The sequence below is a fragment of the Microvirga lupini genome (assembly GCF_014191055.1).
Lineage (GTDB): Bacteria > Pseudomonadota > Alphaproteobacteria > Rhizobiales > Beijerinckiaceae > Microvirga > Microvirga lupini_A.
This window is the reverse complement of record NZ_JACHWB010000003.1, coordinates 153874-171785: the sequence shown is the minus strand read 5'-3', so window position 1 is coordinate 171785 and position 17912 is coordinate 153874. Positions and strand designations below refer to the sequence as shown.

18 protein-coding genes are annotated in these 17912 nt (G+C 62.4%); 12 read left to right on the top strand and 6 right to left on the bottom strand.

Annotation, left to right across the window (positions count from 1 at the left end; translation table 11 throughout):
- Positions 1-20 precede the first annotated feature (20 nt).
- The 7 genes from FHR70_RS12290 to FHR70_RS12260 all read left to right on the top strand — a co-directional run bounded on the left by FHR70_RS12290 (position 21) and on the right by FHR70_RS12260 (position 6953).
- On the top strand, positions 21-1193 hold the full coding sequence (locus tag FHR70_RS12290) for a cysteine desulfurase family protein (protein ID WP_183451621.1): 1173 nt from the start codon (positions 21-23) through the stop codon (positions 1191-1193).
- 71 nt (positions 1194-1264) lie between these two features.
- Positions 1265-2737, top strand: a complete 1473-nt coding sequence (gene sufB, locus FHR70_RS12285) for a Fe-S cluster assembly protein SufB (protein ID WP_183450563.1) — start codon at positions 1265-1267, stop codon at positions 2735-2737.
- Positions 2737-3060, top strand: a complete 324-nt coding sequence (locus FHR70_RS12280; RefSeq protein ID WP_183450562.1) for a hypothetical protein — start codon at positions 2737-2739, stop codon at positions 3058-3060. The genes sufB and FHR70_RS12280 overlap by 1 nt, the downstream gene beginning before the upstream one ends.
- A gap of 12 nt (positions 3061-3072) precedes the next feature.
- Positions 3073-3825: a Fe-S cluster assembly ATPase SufC gene (gene sufC / locus FHR70_RS12275; protein ID WP_183450561.1), complete on the top strand. Its 753-nt coding sequence runs from the start codon at positions 3073-3075 to the stop codon at positions 3823-3825.
- Between the two features lies 1 nt (position 3826).
- Entirely contained in the window at positions 3827-5140 is a 1314-nt protein-coding gene (sufD, locus tag FHR70_RS12270; RefSeq protein ID WP_183450560.1) for a Fe-S cluster assembly protein SufD, read from the top strand.
- Positions 5141-5335: 195 nt separating this feature from the next.
- Positions 5336-6571 (top strand): cysteine desulfurase, encoded by a 1236-nt coding sequence (locus FHR70_RS12265; RefSeq protein WP_183450559.1) that lies wholly within the window; start codon positions 5336-5338, stop codon positions 6569-6571.
- An 85-nt stretch (positions 6572-6656) separates the two neighbouring features.
- Positions 6657-6953 (top strand): SUF system Fe-S cluster assembly protein, encoded by a 297-nt coding sequence (locus tag FHR70_RS12260; RefSeq protein ID WP_246408183.1) that lies wholly within the window; start codon positions 6657-6659, stop codon positions 6951-6953.
- 140 nt (positions 6954-7093) lie between these two features.
- On the opposite strand, the gene FHR70_RS12255 is transcribed toward FHR70_RS12260, so the two are convergent.
- Positions 7094-7858 carry an SDR family oxidoreductase gene (locus FHR70_RS12255; protein WP_183450556.1) on the bottom strand — a complete coding sequence of 255 codons (765 nt, stop codon included), beginning with the start codon at positions 7856-7858 and terminating at the stop codon, positions 7094-7096.
- A 198-nt stretch (positions 7859-8056) separates the two neighbouring features.
- Between FHR70_RS12255 and FHR70_RS12250 the strand changes: the two genes are divergently transcribed.
- Positions 8057-9277 carry an FAD-dependent oxidoreductase gene (locus FHR70_RS12250; protein WP_183450554.1) on the top strand — a complete coding sequence of 407 codons (1221 nt, stop codon included), beginning with the start codon at positions 8057-8059 and terminating at the stop codon, positions 9275-9277.
- Here the strand turns inward: FHR70_RS12250 and ybaL are convergent.
- The gene (gene ybaL / locus FHR70_RS12245; RefSeq protein ID WP_183450552.1) at positions 9176-11050 is read right to left on the bottom strand and encodes a YbaL family putative K(+) efflux transporter; all 1875 of its coding nucleotides are present in this window, start codon (positions 11048-11050) and stop codon (positions 9176-9178) included. The two genes, FHR70_RS12250 and ybaL, sit on opposite strands and share 102 nt — an antisense overlap.
- 169 nt (positions 11051-11219) lie before the next feature.
- On the opposite strand from ybaL, the gene FHR70_RS12240 reads away from it, so the two are divergent.
- Positions 11220-11600, top strand: a complete 381-nt coding sequence (locus FHR70_RS12240) for a HesB/IscA family protein (protein ID WP_183450550.1) — start codon at positions 11220-11222, stop codon at positions 11598-11600.
- A gap of 3 nt (positions 11601-11603) precedes the next feature.
- Positions 11604-11990 carry a TfoX/Sxy family protein gene (locus FHR70_RS12235; protein ID WP_183450548.1) on the top strand — a complete coding sequence of 129 codons (387 nt, stop codon included), beginning with the start codon at positions 11604-11606 and terminating at the stop codon, positions 11988-11990.
- Here the strand turns inward: FHR70_RS12235 and FHR70_RS12230 are convergent.
- Positions 11983-13461: a DEAD/DEAH box helicase gene (locus FHR70_RS12230; RefSeq protein ID WP_183450546.1), complete on the bottom strand. Its 1479-nt coding sequence runs from the start codon at positions 13459-13461 to the stop codon at positions 11983-11985. The two genes, FHR70_RS12235 and FHR70_RS12230, sit on opposite strands and share 8 nt — an antisense overlap.
- A gap of 185 nt (positions 13462-13646) precedes the next feature.
- Between FHR70_RS12230 and FHR70_RS12225 the strand changes: the two genes are divergently transcribed.
- Together FHR70_RS12225 and FHR70_RS12220 are read left to right on the top strand one after the other, a co-directional pair.
- Entirely contained in the window at positions 13647-14345 is a 699-nt protein-coding gene (locus FHR70_RS12225; RefSeq protein WP_183450544.1) for an alpha/beta fold hydrolase, read from the top strand.
- Positions 14346-14653: 308 nt separating this feature from the next.
- Positions 14654-15250, top strand: a complete 597-nt coding sequence (locus FHR70_RS12220) for an outer membrane protein (protein WP_183450542.1) — start codon at positions 14654-14656, stop codon at positions 15248-15250.
- Positions 15251-15431: 181 nt separating this feature from the next.
- On the opposite strand, the gene FHR70_RS12215 is transcribed toward FHR70_RS12220, so the two are convergent.
- From FHR70_RS12215 to FHR70_RS12205, 3 genes are all read right to left on the bottom strand, one after another.
- Positions 15432-15758 carry a hypothetical protein gene (locus FHR70_RS12215; RefSeq protein ID WP_246408120.1) on the bottom strand — a complete coding sequence of 109 codons (327 nt, stop codon included), beginning with the start codon at positions 15756-15758 and terminating at the stop codon, positions 15432-15434.
- A 203-nt stretch (positions 15759-15961) separates the two neighbouring features.
- Positions 15962-17371 carry a type I glutamate--ammonia ligase gene (gene glnA / locus FHR70_RS12210; protein ID WP_183450540.1) on the bottom strand — a complete coding sequence of 470 codons (1410 nt, stop codon included), beginning with the start codon at positions 17369-17371 and terminating at the stop codon, positions 15962-15964.
- Between the two features lie 69 nt (positions 17372-17440).
- Positions 17441-17779: a P-II family nitrogen regulator gene (locus tag FHR70_RS12205; RefSeq protein ID WP_036352735.1), complete on the bottom strand. Its 339-nt coding sequence runs from the start codon at positions 17777-17779 to the stop codon at positions 17441-17443.
- Positions 17780-17912: the final 133 nt, after the last annotated feature.

The following is a 17912-nucleotide window of genomic DNA, read 5'->3' as shown; positions in this document are numbered from 1 at the left end:
TCGTGAGGCTCACGGCGGCTATGGCGGCAGGCCAGCGTACATATCTCGACCATAATGCGACCTCGCCGCTGCGGCCGGAGGTTGCCGAGGTCATGCTGCGTGCTCTTCAGCTTCCCGGGAATGCCTCCTCGGTTCATACGGAAGGTCGCGCCGCGCGAGCGGAAATGGAAACTGCCCGCGAGAGAGTGGCACGCCTCATCGGGGCACGGACCAAGAACGTCATCTTCACGAGCGGCGGCACCGAGGCGGCCAATCTGGTTCTGACGCCGGGCTTCCGCCGACTGGGGCAGGCGGGGGCGACCCGGCTCCTCCTCGGAGCTGCCGAACACCCTTGTGTGCTCAACGGGCATCGTTTCCGGTCAGACGCTGTCGAGATCATTCCCGTCAATGGCAACGGAATCGTTGATCTGGCCTGGCTTGAGGCCCATCTCCAGCGTACCGGCGACGAACGTGTTCTGGTTTCCATTCAACTGGCCAACAACGAGACCGGCGTGCTTCAGCCCGTGGCCGAGGCGGCCCGCCTCGTTCATGAGCATGGCGGGTTGATCCACACCGATGCAGTTCAGGCCGCCGGAAAGATTCCCGTCGACATGGCGGCGCTCGGGGTCGATGTGCTCACCCTTTCGGCGCACAAGATCGGCGGGCCGAAGGGAATCGGTGCGGTGGTTCTCGCCTCCGACCAGTTCGAGATCGCAGACCGGCTGATCCGGGGCGGTGGGCAGGAAAAGGGATTCAGGGCCGGCACCGAGAACGTGGCGGCTATCGCGGGTTTCGGCGCTGCGGCCGAGATCGCTCTGGTCAACTTGGAGCAGGAGGCCGGAAGGCTTCGGGCTCTGCGGGCTGAGGCCGAGGTCGAACTTCGCCGAATTGCGCCTGACACGGTTGTTGTGGGTGCGCAAGCTGAGCGGTTGCCTAATACCTTCGCCTTTGCCATACCCGGCCTCAAGGCCGAAACGGCATTGATCGCCTTCGATCTGGCAGGGGTTGCCCTGTCCTCCGGTTCGGCCTGCTCGTCCGGAAAGGTCAAGCGATCGCATGTGCTCGACGCCATGGGCGTGGAGCCAGCCGTCGCCGAGGGTGTTTTGCGTGTGAGTTTGGGGTGGTCGACCACGAAAGAGGACGTGATCCGGTTTGCGGAGGCGTGCGAAAGGGTGGTCGGCACCTTATATAAGCGGAAGGCGAGCGCAGCCTAAGTCAAGGCTCCGCTTCGATTTCCAGGTCATCAACCCGCGGTCCTTGAAACCGTGAGCGGTGGGAGAGACAGATGCCTGCAGTGCAGGAAACGATCGATCAGGTTCGTCTGATCGACGTCGATCAGTACAAGTACGGCTTCGAGACCGAGGTCGAAATGGAGAAGGCCCCAAAGGGTCTTTCCGAGGACGTGATCCGCTTCATCTCGGCCAAGAAGGGCGAGCCCGAGTGGATGCTCCAGTGGCGCCTCGACGCCTACAAGCGCTGGCTCACCATGAAGGAGCCGAACTGGGCGCGCGTGTCGTACGACAAGATCGACTATAACGACATCTATTACTACGCCGCGCCGAAGAAGAATCCTGCGCCGAAGTCGCTCGACGAGGTCGATCCCGAGATCCTCAAGACCTACGAGAAGCTCGGCATCCCCTTGCGCGAGCAGGAGATCCTGGCCGGCGTCGAGCCGCAACGCCGGGTCGCCGTGGACGCGGTGTTCGATTCCGTCTCGGTCGCCACGACCTTCAAGGAGGAGCTCGCAAAGGCCGGCGTGATCTTCATGCCGATCTCCGAGGCGATCCGGGAATACCCCGACCTCGTGAAGCAGTATCTCGGCTCGGTCGTGCCGGTGACGGACAACTTCTTCGCGACCCTGAACTCGGCGGTCTTCACCGACGGGTCGTTCGTTTATGTCCCGCCGGGCGTGCGCTGCCCGATGGAGCTGTCCACCTACTTCCGCATCAACGAGAAGAACACGGGCCAGTTCGAGCGCACCCTGATCATCGCCGACAAGGGCTCATACGTGTCGTATCTCGAGGGCTGCACGGCTCCGAAGCGTGATGAGAACCAGCTCCACGCGGCTGTGGTCGAGCTCGTGGCCCTCGACGACGCCGAGATCAAGTATTCCACGGTCCAGAACTGGTACCCGGGCGATGCTCAGGGCAAGGGCGGCATCTACAACTTCGTGACCAAGCGCGGCGATTGCCGGGGCAAGAACTCCGTCATCACCTGGACCCAGGTGGAGACGGGCTCCGCCATCACCTGGAAGTATCCGTCCTGCATCCTGCGCGGCGACAATTCCCGCGGCGAGTTCTATTCGATCGCGGTGTCGAACGGCATGCAGCAGGTCGATTCCGGCACCAAGATGATCCATCTGGGCAAGAACACCACGAGCCGGATCATCTCGAAGGGCATCGCGGCTGGCCGCTCCGAGAACACCTATCGTGGTCTGGTCTCGGCCCACCGCAAGGCGACCGGCGCGCGCAACTTCACCAACTGCGACTCCCTGCTCATCGGCAACCAGTGCGGCGCCCATACGGTGCCCTACATCGAGTCGAAGAACGCCACCGCGGTATTCGAGCACGAGGCGACCACATCGAAGATCTCCGAAGATCAGATGTTCTATTGCCAGCAGCGCGGCCTCTCGGAAGAGGAGGCGACGGCGCTTATCGTGAACGGCTTTGTGAAGGACGTGCTGCAGCAGCTCCCCATGGAGTTCGCAGTCGAGGCACAGAAGCTGATCTCGATCTCGCTGGAAGGCTCGGTGGGGTAATGAGTGAATCGGAATTAGGAACTGCATTAGCGATCCTTCAACATGTCGCAAATGCAGCTTCTGCACGAGAAGCTGAATACAACAGCCTCGGGCTAAAGCTAGACGTCGATCTTGAGAATAACATGGTAGGCGTCGGCTACGCCCCAATGCACAACTACGTTGAAGGAGTTGGTGAGGCAGTTGGCTTTGCAGATGGAGTTTATCTCGTTCTTGAGGATACTGGCGAGTTAACCCTTCTTAATAAGAAGCTTTCGCCGAAACTATCTGCTCAAGAGATCGAAAAGAAATTCTTTGAGACAGTTGAAAAGAAACTGTCTGCTTAAGCGAGAAATATCATGCTCGAAATCAAGAACCTGGTTGTCCAGATCGAGGACAAGCGCATTCTCAACGGCCTCAACCTTACCGTGAACAAGGGCGAGGTTGCCGCCATCATGGGGCCGAACGGCTCCGGCAAGTCGACCCTGTCCTATGTGATCGCCGGCAAGGAGGACTACGAGGTCCTCGACGGCGAGATCCTTCTCAATGGTGAGAACCTGCTGGAGATGGAGCCGGACCAGCGCGCTGCCGCCGGCGTGTTCCTCGCCTTCCAGTATCCGCTGGAGATCCCCGGCGTCGCCTCGATGACCTTCCTGAAGGCTACCCTCAACGCCCAGCGCAAGGCGCGCGGCGAGGACGAGCTGACCACGCCGGACTTCATCAAGCGCGTAAACGCCGCCGCCACCCAGCTTGAGATCCCCAAGGACATGCTCAAGCGCGCCCTGAACGTCGGCTTCTCAGGCGGTGAGAAGAAGCGCATGGAAATCCTGCAGATGGCGCTGCTCCAGCCGTCCTTCTGCATTCTGGACGAAACCGATTCCGGCCTCGACATCGACGCTCTGCGCATCGTGTCCGAGGGCGTGAATGCCCTGCGCTCGCCCGATCGCGCCTTCCTGGTCATCACCCACTACCAGCGCCTGCTCAACCACATCGTGCCCGACACGGTGCACGTGATGCATGCAGGCCGCATCGTGAAGACCGGCGGCAAGGAGCTGGCGCTCGAGCTCGAGGCCAACGGTTATGCCGATTATCGGGAAACTGAGGCTGCTTGATATGGCTGACGTCACCCTCATGAAGACGCCGGCGGAAACCGCGCTGGCGCAGGCTTTCGAAAGCGCCAAGACCACGTTGCCCGGCGACGTGGAATCGCGCTCTCAGGCCTTTGAGCAATTCAACTCGCGCGGTCTCCCGCATCGCCGGGTGGAGGAGTTCAAGTACACGGATCTGCGCGCGATGATGCGCGAGATCGCGCCGTTCGCCGGCGTTCCCGCCGCGGACGAGGCGAAGGCTGCTCTGGCGAGCGCAAAGGCGCTTGCCGGCGTCGAGGCGCTGCAGGTGCCGTTTGTGAACGGCCATTTCATGCGCGACGCGGTGGACTTCCACAATCTGCCCGAGAATGTCGAGATCGTGCCGCTGGCCGAGGCTCTGGCGAGTGGTCATGATTGGCTGGCAAAGCTCAGTCCCGTGAAATGGGCGAGCGACAACCCGGTCTATCAGCTCAACACGTCGTTCATGGCCGATGGGGTGATGATCCGGATCGCAGGGCCTGTCGAGACGCCGGTCCATCTGCGCTTCGTTACCGCTGCGGCTTCGGCTGTTGCCACCGCTACACGCATCCTCGTGGTCGTGGAGGAGGGCGCCTCGGTGACCCTGTTTGAGACCCACGAGAGCACGGACGGCGCTAACCACCAGCCGAACGACGTGATCGAGATGATCGCAGGCGATCGCACCAACGTGCAGCATGTCCGCGTCAATGCCGAGGGCGACAAGGCGCTCGCTCTCTCCACACTTGCCGCCAAGATCGGCGGGGAAGCGTTGTTCAACAGCATCAACGTGGTGGCCGGTTCCTCCACCTCGCGGCACCAGGTCTTCGCGCTGCTCGACGGCGAGAACACGAACCTGCGCGTCAACGGCGCGACCATGCTGAAGGGAACGCAGCACGCCGACTCGACCCTGGTGGTCGAGCATGGGGCTCCCCATTGCGAGAGCCGCGAGCTGTTCAAGACGGTCATCGACAATGAGGCGACCGGCGTCTTCCAGGGCAAGATCATCGTCCCGCATCACGCCCAGAAGACCGACGGCCGCATGATGTCGGCGGCGCTCCTCCTGGAGGAGGGCGGCTCCATGAACAACAAGCCGGAGCTTGAGATCTTCGCCGACGACGTGCAGTGCGCTCACGGCGCCACCTGCGGCCAGCTCGACGAGGACCTCCTGTTCTACCTCATGGCTCGCGGCCTGCCGAAGAAGGAGGCCGAGAGCCTCCTGGTCCAGGCCTTCCTGGGCGAGGCGCTGGAATTCGTCGAGAACGAGACCGTCCGCGAGGCGCTTGTCGGCGCGGTCGAGGGCTGGCTGAAGGCGCGCTCGTGAAAGACTGCGTCATGGCCGGGTTTGTCTTGGCCATGACGACATGCTTCCCATAGCTCTCATTCTGAGGAGGTGCTTTGCACCGTCTCGAAGGACGAGGGCGTCTCCAGAGACCACTGGAGCCTCCTTCGAGACGCCGCTTTCAGCGGCTCCTCAGGATGAGGTTGAGGGTATGATGGCCGAAGAAGGCATGAAGCAATGAACGCTCCTGTGAAGCCATACGACATCGAAGCCGTCCGGGCGGAGTTTCCGATCCTGGCCCAGCAGGTCTATGGCAAACCGCTCGTCTATCTCGACAGCGCCGCTTCGGCCCAGAAGCCGCGTGCGGTGATCGACGCCATGGTGAACACCATGGAGACCGGCTATGCGAATGTTCATCGCGGTCTGCACCACATGGCGAACGTGGCGACAGAAGGCTTCGAGCGCGCCCGCGAGACCGTGCGGGAATTCCTCAACGCCGGATCGACCGACGAGATCGTCTTCACCAAGTCGGCCACGGAAGCCTACAACCTCGTGGCGGATTCCTTCGGGCGCATGAACATCGGGGAGGGCGACGAGATCATCCTCTCCATCATGGAACACCACTCGAACATCGTGCCCTGGCACTTCCTGCGCGAGCGCAAGGGCGCGGTGATCAAGTGGGCGCCGGTGGACGACGAGGGCAATTTCCTGGTCGAGGAGTTCGAGAAGCTCTTCTCTCCCCGCACCAAGATCGTGGCCATCACCCACATGTCCAACGTGCTCGGCACCGTGACGCCGATCAAGGAGATCATCCGAATTGCCCATGCCCACGGCGTGCCTGTGCTGGTGGACGGGGCTCAGGGCGCTGTTCATCTCCAGGTGGACGTGCGCGATCTCGATGCGGATTTCTATGTCTTCACCGGCCACAAGGTCTATGGCCCGACGGGCATAGGGGTGCTTTACGGCAAGCGCGAGTGGCTTGAGAAGATGCCGCCCTATTCCGGCGGTGGTGAAATGATCCGCGAGGTGCGCGAGGACGCGATCACCTACAACGACCCGCCGCACCGCTTCGAGGCGGGAACCCCGCCGATCATCGAAGCCATCGGCCTCGATGCCGCCCTGCGCTTTATGATGAACCTCGGCCGGGAGAACATCCAGGCCCATGAGGCAGCGCTCTCGGCCTATGCGCATGAGCGCCTGAGAGCCATGAACTCGGTGCGCATCATCGGTCAGGCCAAGGGCAAAGGTGCGATCGTCGCCTTCGAGATGAAGGGGGCCCATGCCCATGACGTCGCCACGGTCATCGACCGGCAGGGCGTGGCGGTCAGGGCCGGCACCCATTGCGCCATGCCGCTACTGAACCGGTTCGGCGCGACCTCCACATGCCGGGCCTCGTTTGGCCTCTACAATACCATGCAAGAAGTCGATAAGTTGGCGGACGCCCTACAGAAGGCGGAAGCCCTGTTTGCTTGAGGATGACCCTGTGAACGACCAATCCCTGTCCAACGCGCTGCAGGTGTCCCCTGGCTCCGCGATTCCGCCGGAAGAGCTCGACCGCATGACGGACGACATCATCGCGGCCCTGAAGACCGTCTATGACCCCGAGATCCCGTCCGACATCTACGAACTCGGCCTGATCTACCGCGTCGACATCGACGATGACCGCAACGTCACCATCGACATGACCCTGACGGCGCCCGGCTGCCCCGTAGCCGGCGAGATGCCGGGTTGGGTGGAGAACGCCGTCTCCACCGTCCAGGGCGTCCAGAGCGTCAAGGTCAACATGGTCTTCGACCCGCCGTGGGACCAGAGCCGCATGTCCGACGAGGCGCGGGTCGCGCTCGATATGTGGTGATCCATAGATCGCCTCTCGACTTCACTTTCCGTCATGGCCGGGCTTGTCCCGGCCATCCACATTTTAGAGGCCAAGACGTGGATCCCCGGAACAAGTCCGGGGATGACGGGAGCGTGTCCGTCTTGCCCGATACAGATGCGTTACGTCCGGTTGATGGACACGCCTCCGTCGACGAGCAGTGCCGTGCCCGTCGTGAAGCTCGACGCGTCGGAGGCAAGGTAAAGCGCCGACCGGGCGATCTCCTCGGGCCGGGCCCGCCGTTTCAGGGCGTGGAGGCCTTCGACGAATGCCAGGGCTTCCGGCGTGCTGACCCAGGCTTCGGCCAAAGGCGTATCCGTGCCGCCTGGCAGCAACGCATTGACGCGGACGCCTCTCGGGCTGAACTCGCTTGCGAGTGACTGGGTGAGCCCGATCAGGCCCGACTTGCTCGCAGCGTAGGCCGCCACTCCGGGCATTCCTGCCGTGTAGCCGACGAAGGTCGAGGTAAAGATCACGGACCCGCCTCCACGTTCGAGCATGGCCGGGATCTGGTGCTTGGCGCCCAGGAAGGCAGCCGTGAGATTGACCGCGAGAGTGTCGTTCCATCCCGCAAGCGATATGCCGGGCGTCGGCCCCATCTCGCCATTCATCCCCGCATTGTTGAAGGCGATGTCGAGTCCACCGAAGTGACGGATTGCCGTGTCGACCAGCGTGTGAGCCAGGGCTTCTTCCCTGATGTCTCCAGCGACCGCAACAGCGCGCCCGCCTTCCGCCTCGATCTCTGACACTAAGCTGTTGAGAGCATCTGTACGTCGTGCCGTGACGATGACGTTTGCACCCTCTCGTGCAAAGAGCCGAGCCGTCGCGTAGCCAATGCCTGAGCTGGCACCCGTCACAATGGCCGCTTTGTTTTTAAGTGTTGTCATAAATGAGACCTTTCCTCATGGAGCCCGTGGCTCCGGATTGGGATCTCAAATTCGTTCTCGGCTTCCGACCCGCTTTCTGCGCCCGATTCCTGTGATGGAGCAGGTTTCGATTCATCCGTCCGACTGACTTTGGTTTGGGAAGAAATGGCAGTAGGCTCGGCCCGCATCCTCACAGTTGTGGGTTTCCCGAGGGAGCCGATGGACACGCCTCATAGCTCTGAAACCCTTCACGTTCGCTGCTGCATCGCCGGTGGTGGGCCGGCCGGGATGATGCTCGGGCTCCTATTGGCCCGGCAGGGCGTCGAGGTGCTGGTCCTCGAAAAGCATGCCGATTTCCTACGCGATTTCCGCGGCGATACCATTCATCCTTCGACCCTCGAGGTGATGCATGAACTCGGGCTGCTCGACGAGTTCCTCACCCGGCCGCATCAGCGGACGCAGACGGTCAGCCTTGTCGTCGGCGGTGAGACCCTGACGCTCGGCGACTTCTCGCATCTGCCGACCCGCTGCAAGTTCATCGTCTTCATGCCGCAATGGGAGTTCCTCGACTTCCTGGCCGATCGCGCCCGCGAGTATCCTCACTTCCATTTGCGCATGCTGGCGGAGGTGACGGGCCTCATCGAGGAGCAGGGCAGGGTGGCGGGGGTTCGAGTTTCGACTCCGCAGGGTCATCTTGAGGTGAGGGCTGATCTCGTGGTGGCAGCCGATGGCCGGCGCTCCGTCGTGCGCGAAAGGGCGGGGCTCGAAATCCTGGATCTTGGCGCCCCCATGGACGTGCTCTGGATGCGGGTGTCGAGGCATCCCGGCGATCCGGGCCAGCTCCTCGGGCGCATCGAAGCTGGTCAGATGCTGGTCATGATCGATCGAGGCGACTACTGGCAATGCGCCTATCTTATCCCGAAGGGTTCGCTGGATCGACTCAAGCGGGAGGGGTTACCTGCCTTCCGCGCGAAGCTCACTCGGGTTGCTCCCTTTCTGGCGGATCGCCTTGAGGAACTTAAGTTTTGGGACGACATCAAGCTTCTGACGGTTGCGGTTGATCGGCTGAAGCAGTGGTCCAGGCCGGGGCTGCTCTGCATCGGGGATGCGGCCCATGCCATGTCGCCCGCCGGCGGTGTCGGTATCAATCTCGCGATTCAGGATGCGGTGGCAACGGCCAACATCCTGGGACCGGCGCTCCAGCGCGGGCCGGTCGAGCCTGAACAGCTCGCCCGTGTTCAGAAAAGGCGCGAGTGGCCGACCAGGATGACCCAGCGACTTCAGGTGCTGCTGCAGAACCGGCTGATCGCGCCGGTCCTCAACAGCACTCAACCCGTCTCACCGCCCTGGCTCATCCGGTGGCTGGCGCAGCGGCCCCTGTTCCGGCGCATTCCCGCCCGCCTTGTCGGCATCGGCTTCCGGCCGGAGCATGTCCGCTAGAGGCTCCATCTCGTCTTCATGCTCCTCCACGAGATCATCCGCCTCCTCGACAGAAGAGAGTACCGGCTCTCGGGGAGCATCGGGCACGGCGGCGAACATGGCGCGGGCGATTTCCTGCTCGCCCATCACGATTCGGGTCGCGCCATACTTCATGACGTGCTCCTCCTGGGCGAAGGAATGGGCGCGCACGATGATCGGGAGGTCGGGATTGATCCTGCGGGCCTGCTCGACGACCTGACCGCTCTCGAAGGCATCGGGGATCGCCACCAAGAGGCAGCGCGCTTCTCTGATGTTGGCGGCTGCCGCCACTTCGGGATCGGCCGCATTGCCGATGATGACCTCACGGCCGTCCGCTTGCAGACCGGCAACCTGCTCCTTGTTGGTTTCGATGACGAGAAAGGGAAGGCCCATCGAGGCCAGCTTCTCGCTGATGTACTTACCGACGCGCCCGTGTCCCACGAGGACGACGTGGATCGAGAGGGACGTGACGGGAAGCGGCTCGCGTGAAGCTGCAGCTGCGGCCGCCTCGGCGGCCATCGCTTCCTGTGCGGCCGCGGCGGCTTCCGCATTCGCCTGGACCCGAACGGCTTCCCGCTTGGCAAACCAGCGGTCCAGAAGGGTGAACAGAAAAGGGTTCATCATGATCGACAGGATCGCGCCTGCGAGAATCAGATCGCGACCTTCCGCAGGCAGAATCTGAAGCTCGACGCCCAACCCCGCGAGAATGAAGGAGAATTCGCCAATCTGCGCGAGGCTTGCGGCGATGGTCAACGCGGTCGTGTCCGGGTGGCCGAACAGTCGGACAATGCCGTAGGCAGCAGCCGACTTGCCGATGACGATGATGAGGAAGGTTGCGAGAACCGGGCCGAAATCCTCGATCAGGATCATCGGGTCGAACAGCATGCCGACGGAAACGAAGAAGAGAACCGCGAAGGCATCACGCAGGGGCAGGGTCTCGGATGCAGCCTGATGGCTGAGTTCCGACTCGCTCAGCACCATGCCGGCAAAGAACGCGCCGAGGGCGAACGATACCCCGAACAATTCCGCAGCGCCGAAGGCGGTGCCCAGAGCAATCGCCAGGACCGATAGGCGGAACAGCTCCCGCGAGCCGGTATGGGCCACATAGTGAAGGATCCAGGGTATCACTCGGCGACCGACGATGAGCATGACGGCTACAAAGGCGATGACCTTGCCGAGGGTGATGCCCAGCGAGATCACGATGGATTCGAGATCAGCCGAGGGGCCGGAGGTTGCGCTCGCGATGGCCGGGAGCAGCACGAGCGTCAGCACCATCGCCAGATCTTCTACGATCAGCCAGCCGACAGCGATGTGGCCGCGTTCTGTTTCGACGAGGCGGCGCTCCTGCAAGGCCCGCAGCAGCACGACCGTACTGGCGACCGAGAGCGCCAAACCGAAGACGAGACCGCCGCCCATGCTCCAGCCCATCATCCAGGCGAGACCCATACCCAGAAGAGTCGCACTCGCGATCTGTACGACAGCGCCGGGAATGGCGATGGCGCGGACGGAGAGAAGGTCCTTTAGGGAGAAATGAAGCCCGACGCCGAACATCAGCAGGATCACGCCGATCTCCGCCAACTGGTTGGCAAGCCCCTGATCCGCGACATAGCCGGGTGTAAACGGTCCGGCGAGCACACCGGCTAGCAGATAGCCGACGAGAGGGGAGATCCGGAACCGGTGTGCAAGTGCGCCGAGGGCAAATGCCATCACGAGGCCGATGACGATGGTGGATATCAGCGGCATGTGATGCGGCATCGGCTCTCCTGAAAACGGCGGGGCTTGTCGGGTTATCCTCCCGATATGGTTGAACTAGGCCGTTCGAGCAACCCTGAACGGGCTCGACGTTTGCCCTTTCAGCTCTTATCTATAGGCCAACGAACTCGTCTGCCCGGGCCTTGAACCCGGCTGTCAGGAGAGAAGGCTTATGGCTCTACCCGGCTTCAAGGTCGTCACCTTGACCGACGCGGCGGCAAACCGCGTCAAGGACATCATCAGCAAGGCGGACCGTCCCATCGTCGGCGTGCGCGTCGGGGTGAAGAACGGCGGCTGCGCTGGGATGTCCTACACGATGGAATACGCGGAAAGCGTCAACCCGCTCGACGAGGTGGTCGAGGACAAGGGCGTGACCGTCCTTATTGATCCCAAGGCGGTGCTGTTCCTGCTCGGCACCGAGATGGACTTCCAGACGACCAAGATGTCGTCCCAGTTCGTCTTCAACAACCCGAACCAGACCTCGGCCTGCGGCTGCGGCGAATCCGTCGCCATTACGCCGGCAACCCCGAATGCGCTTCAATCAGCGGAGTGAGCGATGGATGCCGAAGCAATTCGCGACGTCTTTCGCAGCTTCGGCCCCGTTCAGATTCGCAGGATGTTCGGTGGAAAGGGGATCTACCAGGACGACCTGATGTTCGCTTTGGAGGCCGGTGGCGAGCTGTACCTCAAGGCGGACGAGGATAGCGTCGGAGTCTTGCAGGAGGCGGGGTCGCGGCCCTTCACCTTCGAGACGCGGGACGGCCGCACGACCCTGACGAGCTACTGGCTCATGCCGGAATCGGCCCTGGACGATCCTGACGAGGCACGGGACTTTGCCACCATGGCCCTCGGCGCAGCCCTACGTGCCAGAGCCCGCAAAGGCATCAAGGGGGCTTCGATCAAGAGGAAGCCCCGGAAACGAGCTTCCGAGCCCGCTACTTGACCTTCTTGACTGGCACAGGCCGCATGAGGAAGGCCGGAACGTGATCGCCAAGGCCAATGACGCGCTCGTCGTCATCATCGCGCCGGGAGCGCCCTTGATACCCGCGATCTGAGGAACGGTCACGCTCGGGCCGATCCCTGTCACGCCGAGGATTGCGATTGGACTGCTCCTCGCGCGGAACCGGGGCCGGGCGTGTGGCCGGAGCTTCTTCTCTTGCAGGTTCAGCAGGCTCCTGCGAGCGTCCCGAAGAGCGGACCTTGACCTTGCGGCCTCGGGACCGTTCTCCGTCTCGCTCACCACGCCCGCCGCGGCGGCGCGATGAACCCTCGGATTGCGGACGCTCCGCAAGCGTCGGGCCCTGCCATTCGATCGGCTGCCCAATCAGCTTTTCGATGGCCGCGAGAGATTTCTCATCGCTGGGGCCCACCAGGGTAAAGGACTGGCCGGCGCGCCCGGCGCGACCCGTTCGACCGATCCGGTGCACGTAATCCTCGGCATGATGCGGGATGTCGTAGTTGAATACGTGGCTTACGGCAGGAATGTCCAGGCCGCGGGCCGCCACGTCGCTGGCGACAAGGATCGGCATCTCGCCGGTCCGGAAGCTGTCAAGGGCGGCCATACGCGCATGCTGGTCCATGTCGCCATGCAGCGCCGCAGCCGCAAATCCATGCTTCTGAAGGGAACGGTGGAGGACAGCCACGTCGCGCTTGCGATTGCAGAAGACGATGGCGTTCTGCAGGTCCGTCGCGTCGCGGATCAGCTCGCGCAAGGTCTCGCGCTTTTCGTAATCCTCACGGCCCGTCGCTACGAGGCGCTGGGTGATCGTCGAAGCCGTGGAGGCGGCACGGGCCACCTCCACCTTCACTGGATTATGGAGGAAGGCGTCGGCCAGGCGCTGGATCTCCGGCGGCATCGTCGCGGAAAAGAACAGGGTCTGGCGGGTAAAGGGCACGAGCTTCACGATGCGCTCGATATCCGGGATGAATCCCATGTCGAGCATGCGGTCGGCCTCGTCGATGACGAGGAGCTCGACGCCCGTGAGCAGAAGCTTGCCGCGCTCGAAATGGTCCAGCAGCCGGCCCGGGGTCGCGATCAGCACATCGACCCCACGGGTAATCTTGGCGTCCTGGTCCCCGAAGGACACGCCGCCGATGAGCAACGCGACGGAAAGCTTGTGATTGATCCCGTACTTGTCGAAGTTGTCCTCGACCTGGGCGGCGAGTTCGCGGGTCGGCTCGAGGATGAGCGTGCGCGGCATGCGGGCCCGGGCGCGGCCTGTCTCCAGCAGGGTCAGCATCGGCAGGGTGAAGGCCGCCGTTTTGCCGGTGCCAGTCTGGGCGATGCCGAGCACGTCCTTGCGGGCGAGCACATGGGGAATGGCCTGAGCCTGGATCGGTGTCGGCTCCGTATAGCCGGCACTGGATACGGCCTGTTGAACTTTCTCGCTAAGTCCGAGTTCGGCGAAGGACATGAATTCTCATTACCGTTGGGCTGGGCGCGCTCTTGAAGTGCCGGCCGCGCTCTACGGCAACAAACAGGCGCGAAACTGGTTTCACCTGAGACTCTTGCTCAAGTTAAGGAGTGGCGGGACCATAAGAGAAGCTATGCGCTTGTCAATCCAGGCGAACTTGCCGAGGGACCCCTGAGGAACATTTGATGGCCGAAACACTCGTTTTGATTCCCGGTCTGGCCTGCACCTCCCGACTTTTCGAGCCGCAAATAGCTGCTCTGGGCGGAGAGCGCACGATTCTGGTCGCAGATCACACCCGCGATGATTCGATTTCGGCCATCGCCACCCGCCTCCTGCGTGAAACGCCCGGGCGTTTCGCCGTCGCTGGGCTCTCGATGGGAGGATACATCGCCTTGGAGGTCATGCGGCAGGCGCCGGAGCGGGTGGCGCGGCTGGCTCTGCTCGACACGAGCGCTCGCCCGGATTCGGTGGAGGCAAGCCAGGACCGCGAGCGGCTCATCGCTCTGGCACAAGCCGGGCGCTTTGACGATATCCATTCCAGGCTCTGGCCGCGCCTGGTTCATCCCGACCATCAGTCGGATCAGAGCCTTCAGCACACTGTGGTTGGCATGATGCGGGAGACAGGAGCCGACGCCTACATACGTCAGCAACGGGCCATCATGGCGCGCGTCGACTCGCGTCCAAACCTTCCGGGCATTGAGGTTCCGACCCTTGTGCTCGTCGGGGAGGGGGACGCGATCACCCCGCCGGACATCGCGCGAGAAATGGCCGAGATGATCGAATGGGCATCGTTGGTCGTCGTGCCCGGGTCGGGGCATCTGTCGACTCTGGAGCAGCCCGAGCGCGTCACGCAGGCTCTCAGATTGTGGCTGAACAAGGATTAACCATAATCTTGTCCGCCCCTTGCGGGGCTCTTCGCATTCATGGCTAATGAATGGTTACTGCGGGTTTGGCGGCGGAAAATCGGAGCGGCGCTCAGATTAAACCTCTGAAAATATTATTCTTTATTTTATCGACATGCTGGGTGAGGAGAGGCTCTGTCCCGCCGGATGAGGGAAGATGGATACGCTGATCAGCCGAAATGACGGCGAGGTCGCTGTTGTGCTTTGGACTGTGGCAGGAAAGTGACAGACGGAGCGTCAGCTGTGAGTTACAAGCTGGGCCACATCCTTCCAACAGACGGACCAAACCAATGAAAAAGATTCTCCTCTCTTCGGTCGCCCTTCTCGGCCTCGCCACCGGCGCTGTGGCTGCTGACCTTCCGTCCCGCCGCGCTCCGGCTCCGATCATCGCTGCCGTTCCGGTCTTCACCTGGACCGGCTTCTACGTCGGTGTGAACGCCGGCATCGGTTGGGCCACGGACGACACCGTCACGATCGGCGGCGTCGACTACGCTGTCGATGACGATGCAGCCTTCGTCGGCGGCGCCCAGGTCGGCTACAACTACCAGATCGGCTCCTTCGTGCTCGGTCTCGAAGCCGACATCAACTACGCCGATTTCGGCGGCGATGACGACTTCGACAGCGAAGACTGGTTCGGCACGGTGCGTGCTCGCGCCGGTGTGGCTTTCGACCGCGCCCTGGTTTACGCCACCGGCGGTTTCGCCTTCGCTGACGACGCCAACGGCTGGACCGTCGGTGGTGGTCTCGAGTACGCCTTCACCAACAACCTGTCGGCCAAGATCGAAGGCCTCTACGTCAGCGTCGAGCAGGACACCCCCTTCGGCGACTACGATGCCGACTTCGGTGTGGTCCGCGCTGGTCTGAACTTCCGCTTCGGCACCTACTAAGATCTTTCGCTTCGGCGATAGGGAAAGGCCCGGTGGCAACACCGGGCCTTTTTGCTTTGGGGCCCGAGCATTCCGCATCCTGAATCAATCGCGATATGCGAGGGCGATTGCTCGATAGAGCTCTCCGAAGTGAGGAGGACGGTACACCCTCATGGAGGCAAGCCATGCCGTCGAAATCATCTCATCCAGCGATCGGGTGAGGGATCGCGACGGCAGCGACGAGCAAGTCGGACGCCATGGCGATGCTCTCCAGGCGGGTCCACCCGTTGTTGCGCACATGCTGCAGACCAGCGAGTCCGGCGGATACGGCTCCGACGATGGCGGCCGGCGGTAGCCAATCAGTCCGGTAGACCGAGAGAAGCGCGATCAGAGCTATCGCGACATCGCCGAAGCCGAGTTCCACGACCACGGCCCAGAACACGAACCATTTTCCGACCAGGACGACGAGATCGGCGGCAGGCACGAGCGCGTACTCGATCCCTAGCGAAGCTAAGGGAAGGATGACCATCGTCAGGGCTATCATGCCGAAATATATCTGCGCCTCCGTGCGAACGTGCTCCGGGCGCTATTCCAGTCGGATTTACAGCCTGATCCTACGCGAAAGGCCAAGCCTCGTGATTTCCATCCGAGCGTAAGCAATAAAAAAAGCCGGAGCCAAAAGGCTCCGGCGAAGGAAGGCTGCGGACCCGCAGCCGGGAGGATAAGCGTCCGTTAGACGGAGTAGTACATCTGGAACTCGACCGGGTGCGGAGTCATCTCGAAGCGGGCAACCTCGGCCATCTTCAGCTCTATGAAGCTGTCGATGAAGTCGTCGCTGAAGACGCCGCCGGCCTTCAGGAAGGCGCGGTCCTTGTCGAGGCTGGCCAGCGCCTCGCGAAGCGAGCCGCACACGGTCGGGATCTTCTTCAGCTCGCGCGGGGGCAGATCGTAGAGATCCTTGTCCATGGCCTGGCCGGGATCGATCTTGTTCAGGATGCCGTCGAGACCAGCCATCAGCAGCGCCGCGAAGGCGAGATACGGGTTGGCGGTCGGATCGGGGAAGCGAACCTCGACGCGCTTGGCCTTCGGCGAGGTCGTCCACGGAATACGGCAGGACGCCGAGCGGTTACGGGCCGAGTAGGCCAGCAGCACCGGAGCCTCGTAGCCGGGGACGAGACGCTTGTAGGAATTTGTCGACGGGTTGGTGAAGGCGTTCAGCGCCTTGGCGTGCTTGATGATGCCGCCGATGTACCAGAGGCATTCCTGGCTGAGGTCGGCATACTTGTTACCGGCGAACAGGGGCTTGCCGCCCTTCCAGAGCGACTGGTGCACGTGCATGCCCGAGCCGTTATCGCCATAGACCGGCTTCGGCATGAAGGTGGCCGTCTTGCCGTAGGACTGGGCGACGTTGTGGATGCAGTACTTGTAGATCTGCATCTCGTCGGCGGTGCGCACGAGGGTGTTGAACTTCGTGCCAAGCTCGTGCTGGGCGGAAGCCACCTCGTGGTGATGCTTCTCGACGGTGACGCCCATGGCCTTCATGGCAGCCAACATTTCGCCGCGCATGTCCTGAGCCGAATCCAGCGGGGGAACCGGGAAGTAGCCGCCCTTGGTCGGGATGCGGTGGCCGAGGTTGCCACCCTCGTAAGGAGTGTCGCCGTTGGTCGGCAGCTCGGCCGCATCGAGCTTGAAGCCGGTGTTGTAGGGGTCGGCCATGAACTTCACGTCGTCGAAGATGAAGAACTCGGCCTCGGGACCGACATAGACCGTATCGGCGATGCCCGTGGACTTCAGGAAGGCCTCGGCCTTCTTGGCGATGCCGCGCGGGTCGCGGTTGTAGGGCTCGCCGGTGGCGGGCTCAAGGATGTCGCAGTTGATCGACAGGGTGGAGGCCGCGAAGAACGGGTCCATCTGGGCCGTCGTCGGATCGGGCATGAGGGTCATGTCAGACTCGTTGATCGCCTTCCAGCCGGCGATGGACGAGCCGTCGAACATGATGCCGTCGGCGAACAGGTCCTCATCGACCATGTCGACGTCGAAAGTGACGTGCTGCCACTTGCCGCGCGGGTCGGTGAAACGGAAGTCGACATACTTGACGTCGTTATCCTTGATCGCCTTGAGCACATCCTTGGCGGTCTGCATGGTCGTCTGGTCCTCTTCTGCCCTTGAGAGTAGTCCTTGGCCTTCAGGCCTTGGCTTGGAAAAGCGAGCTTAGATCGCGTCGGATCCGGTCTCGCCCGTGCGGATACGAACGGCCTCTTCGACCGTCGAAACGAAAATCTTGCCGTCGCCGATGCGGCCCGTCTGGGCTGCCTTGCGGATGGCCTCGATGGCGGCGTCGGCCATGTCGTCGTTCAGAACGATCTCGAGCTTCACCTTCGGCAGGAAGTCCACGACGTATTCCGCGCCACGGTAGAGCTCGGTGTGGCCCTTCTGACGGCCGAAACCCTTGGCCTCGATGACGGTGATACCCTGCAGGCCAACTTCCTGGAGAGCTTCTTTGACTTCATCGAGCTTGAAGGGCTTGATGATGGCTTCGATCTTCTTCATCCCGTTCAACCGTTCTCGTTCGAGGTTTTGCTGCTTTTAGCACCAGCAGGGAGGAGCCTTCCATGGCCTCATCGAGTCAAAGTCGTCCATTCTGCTGCCTTCCTGAGCATCTTCTGCTCAAACTTTGGGCAGT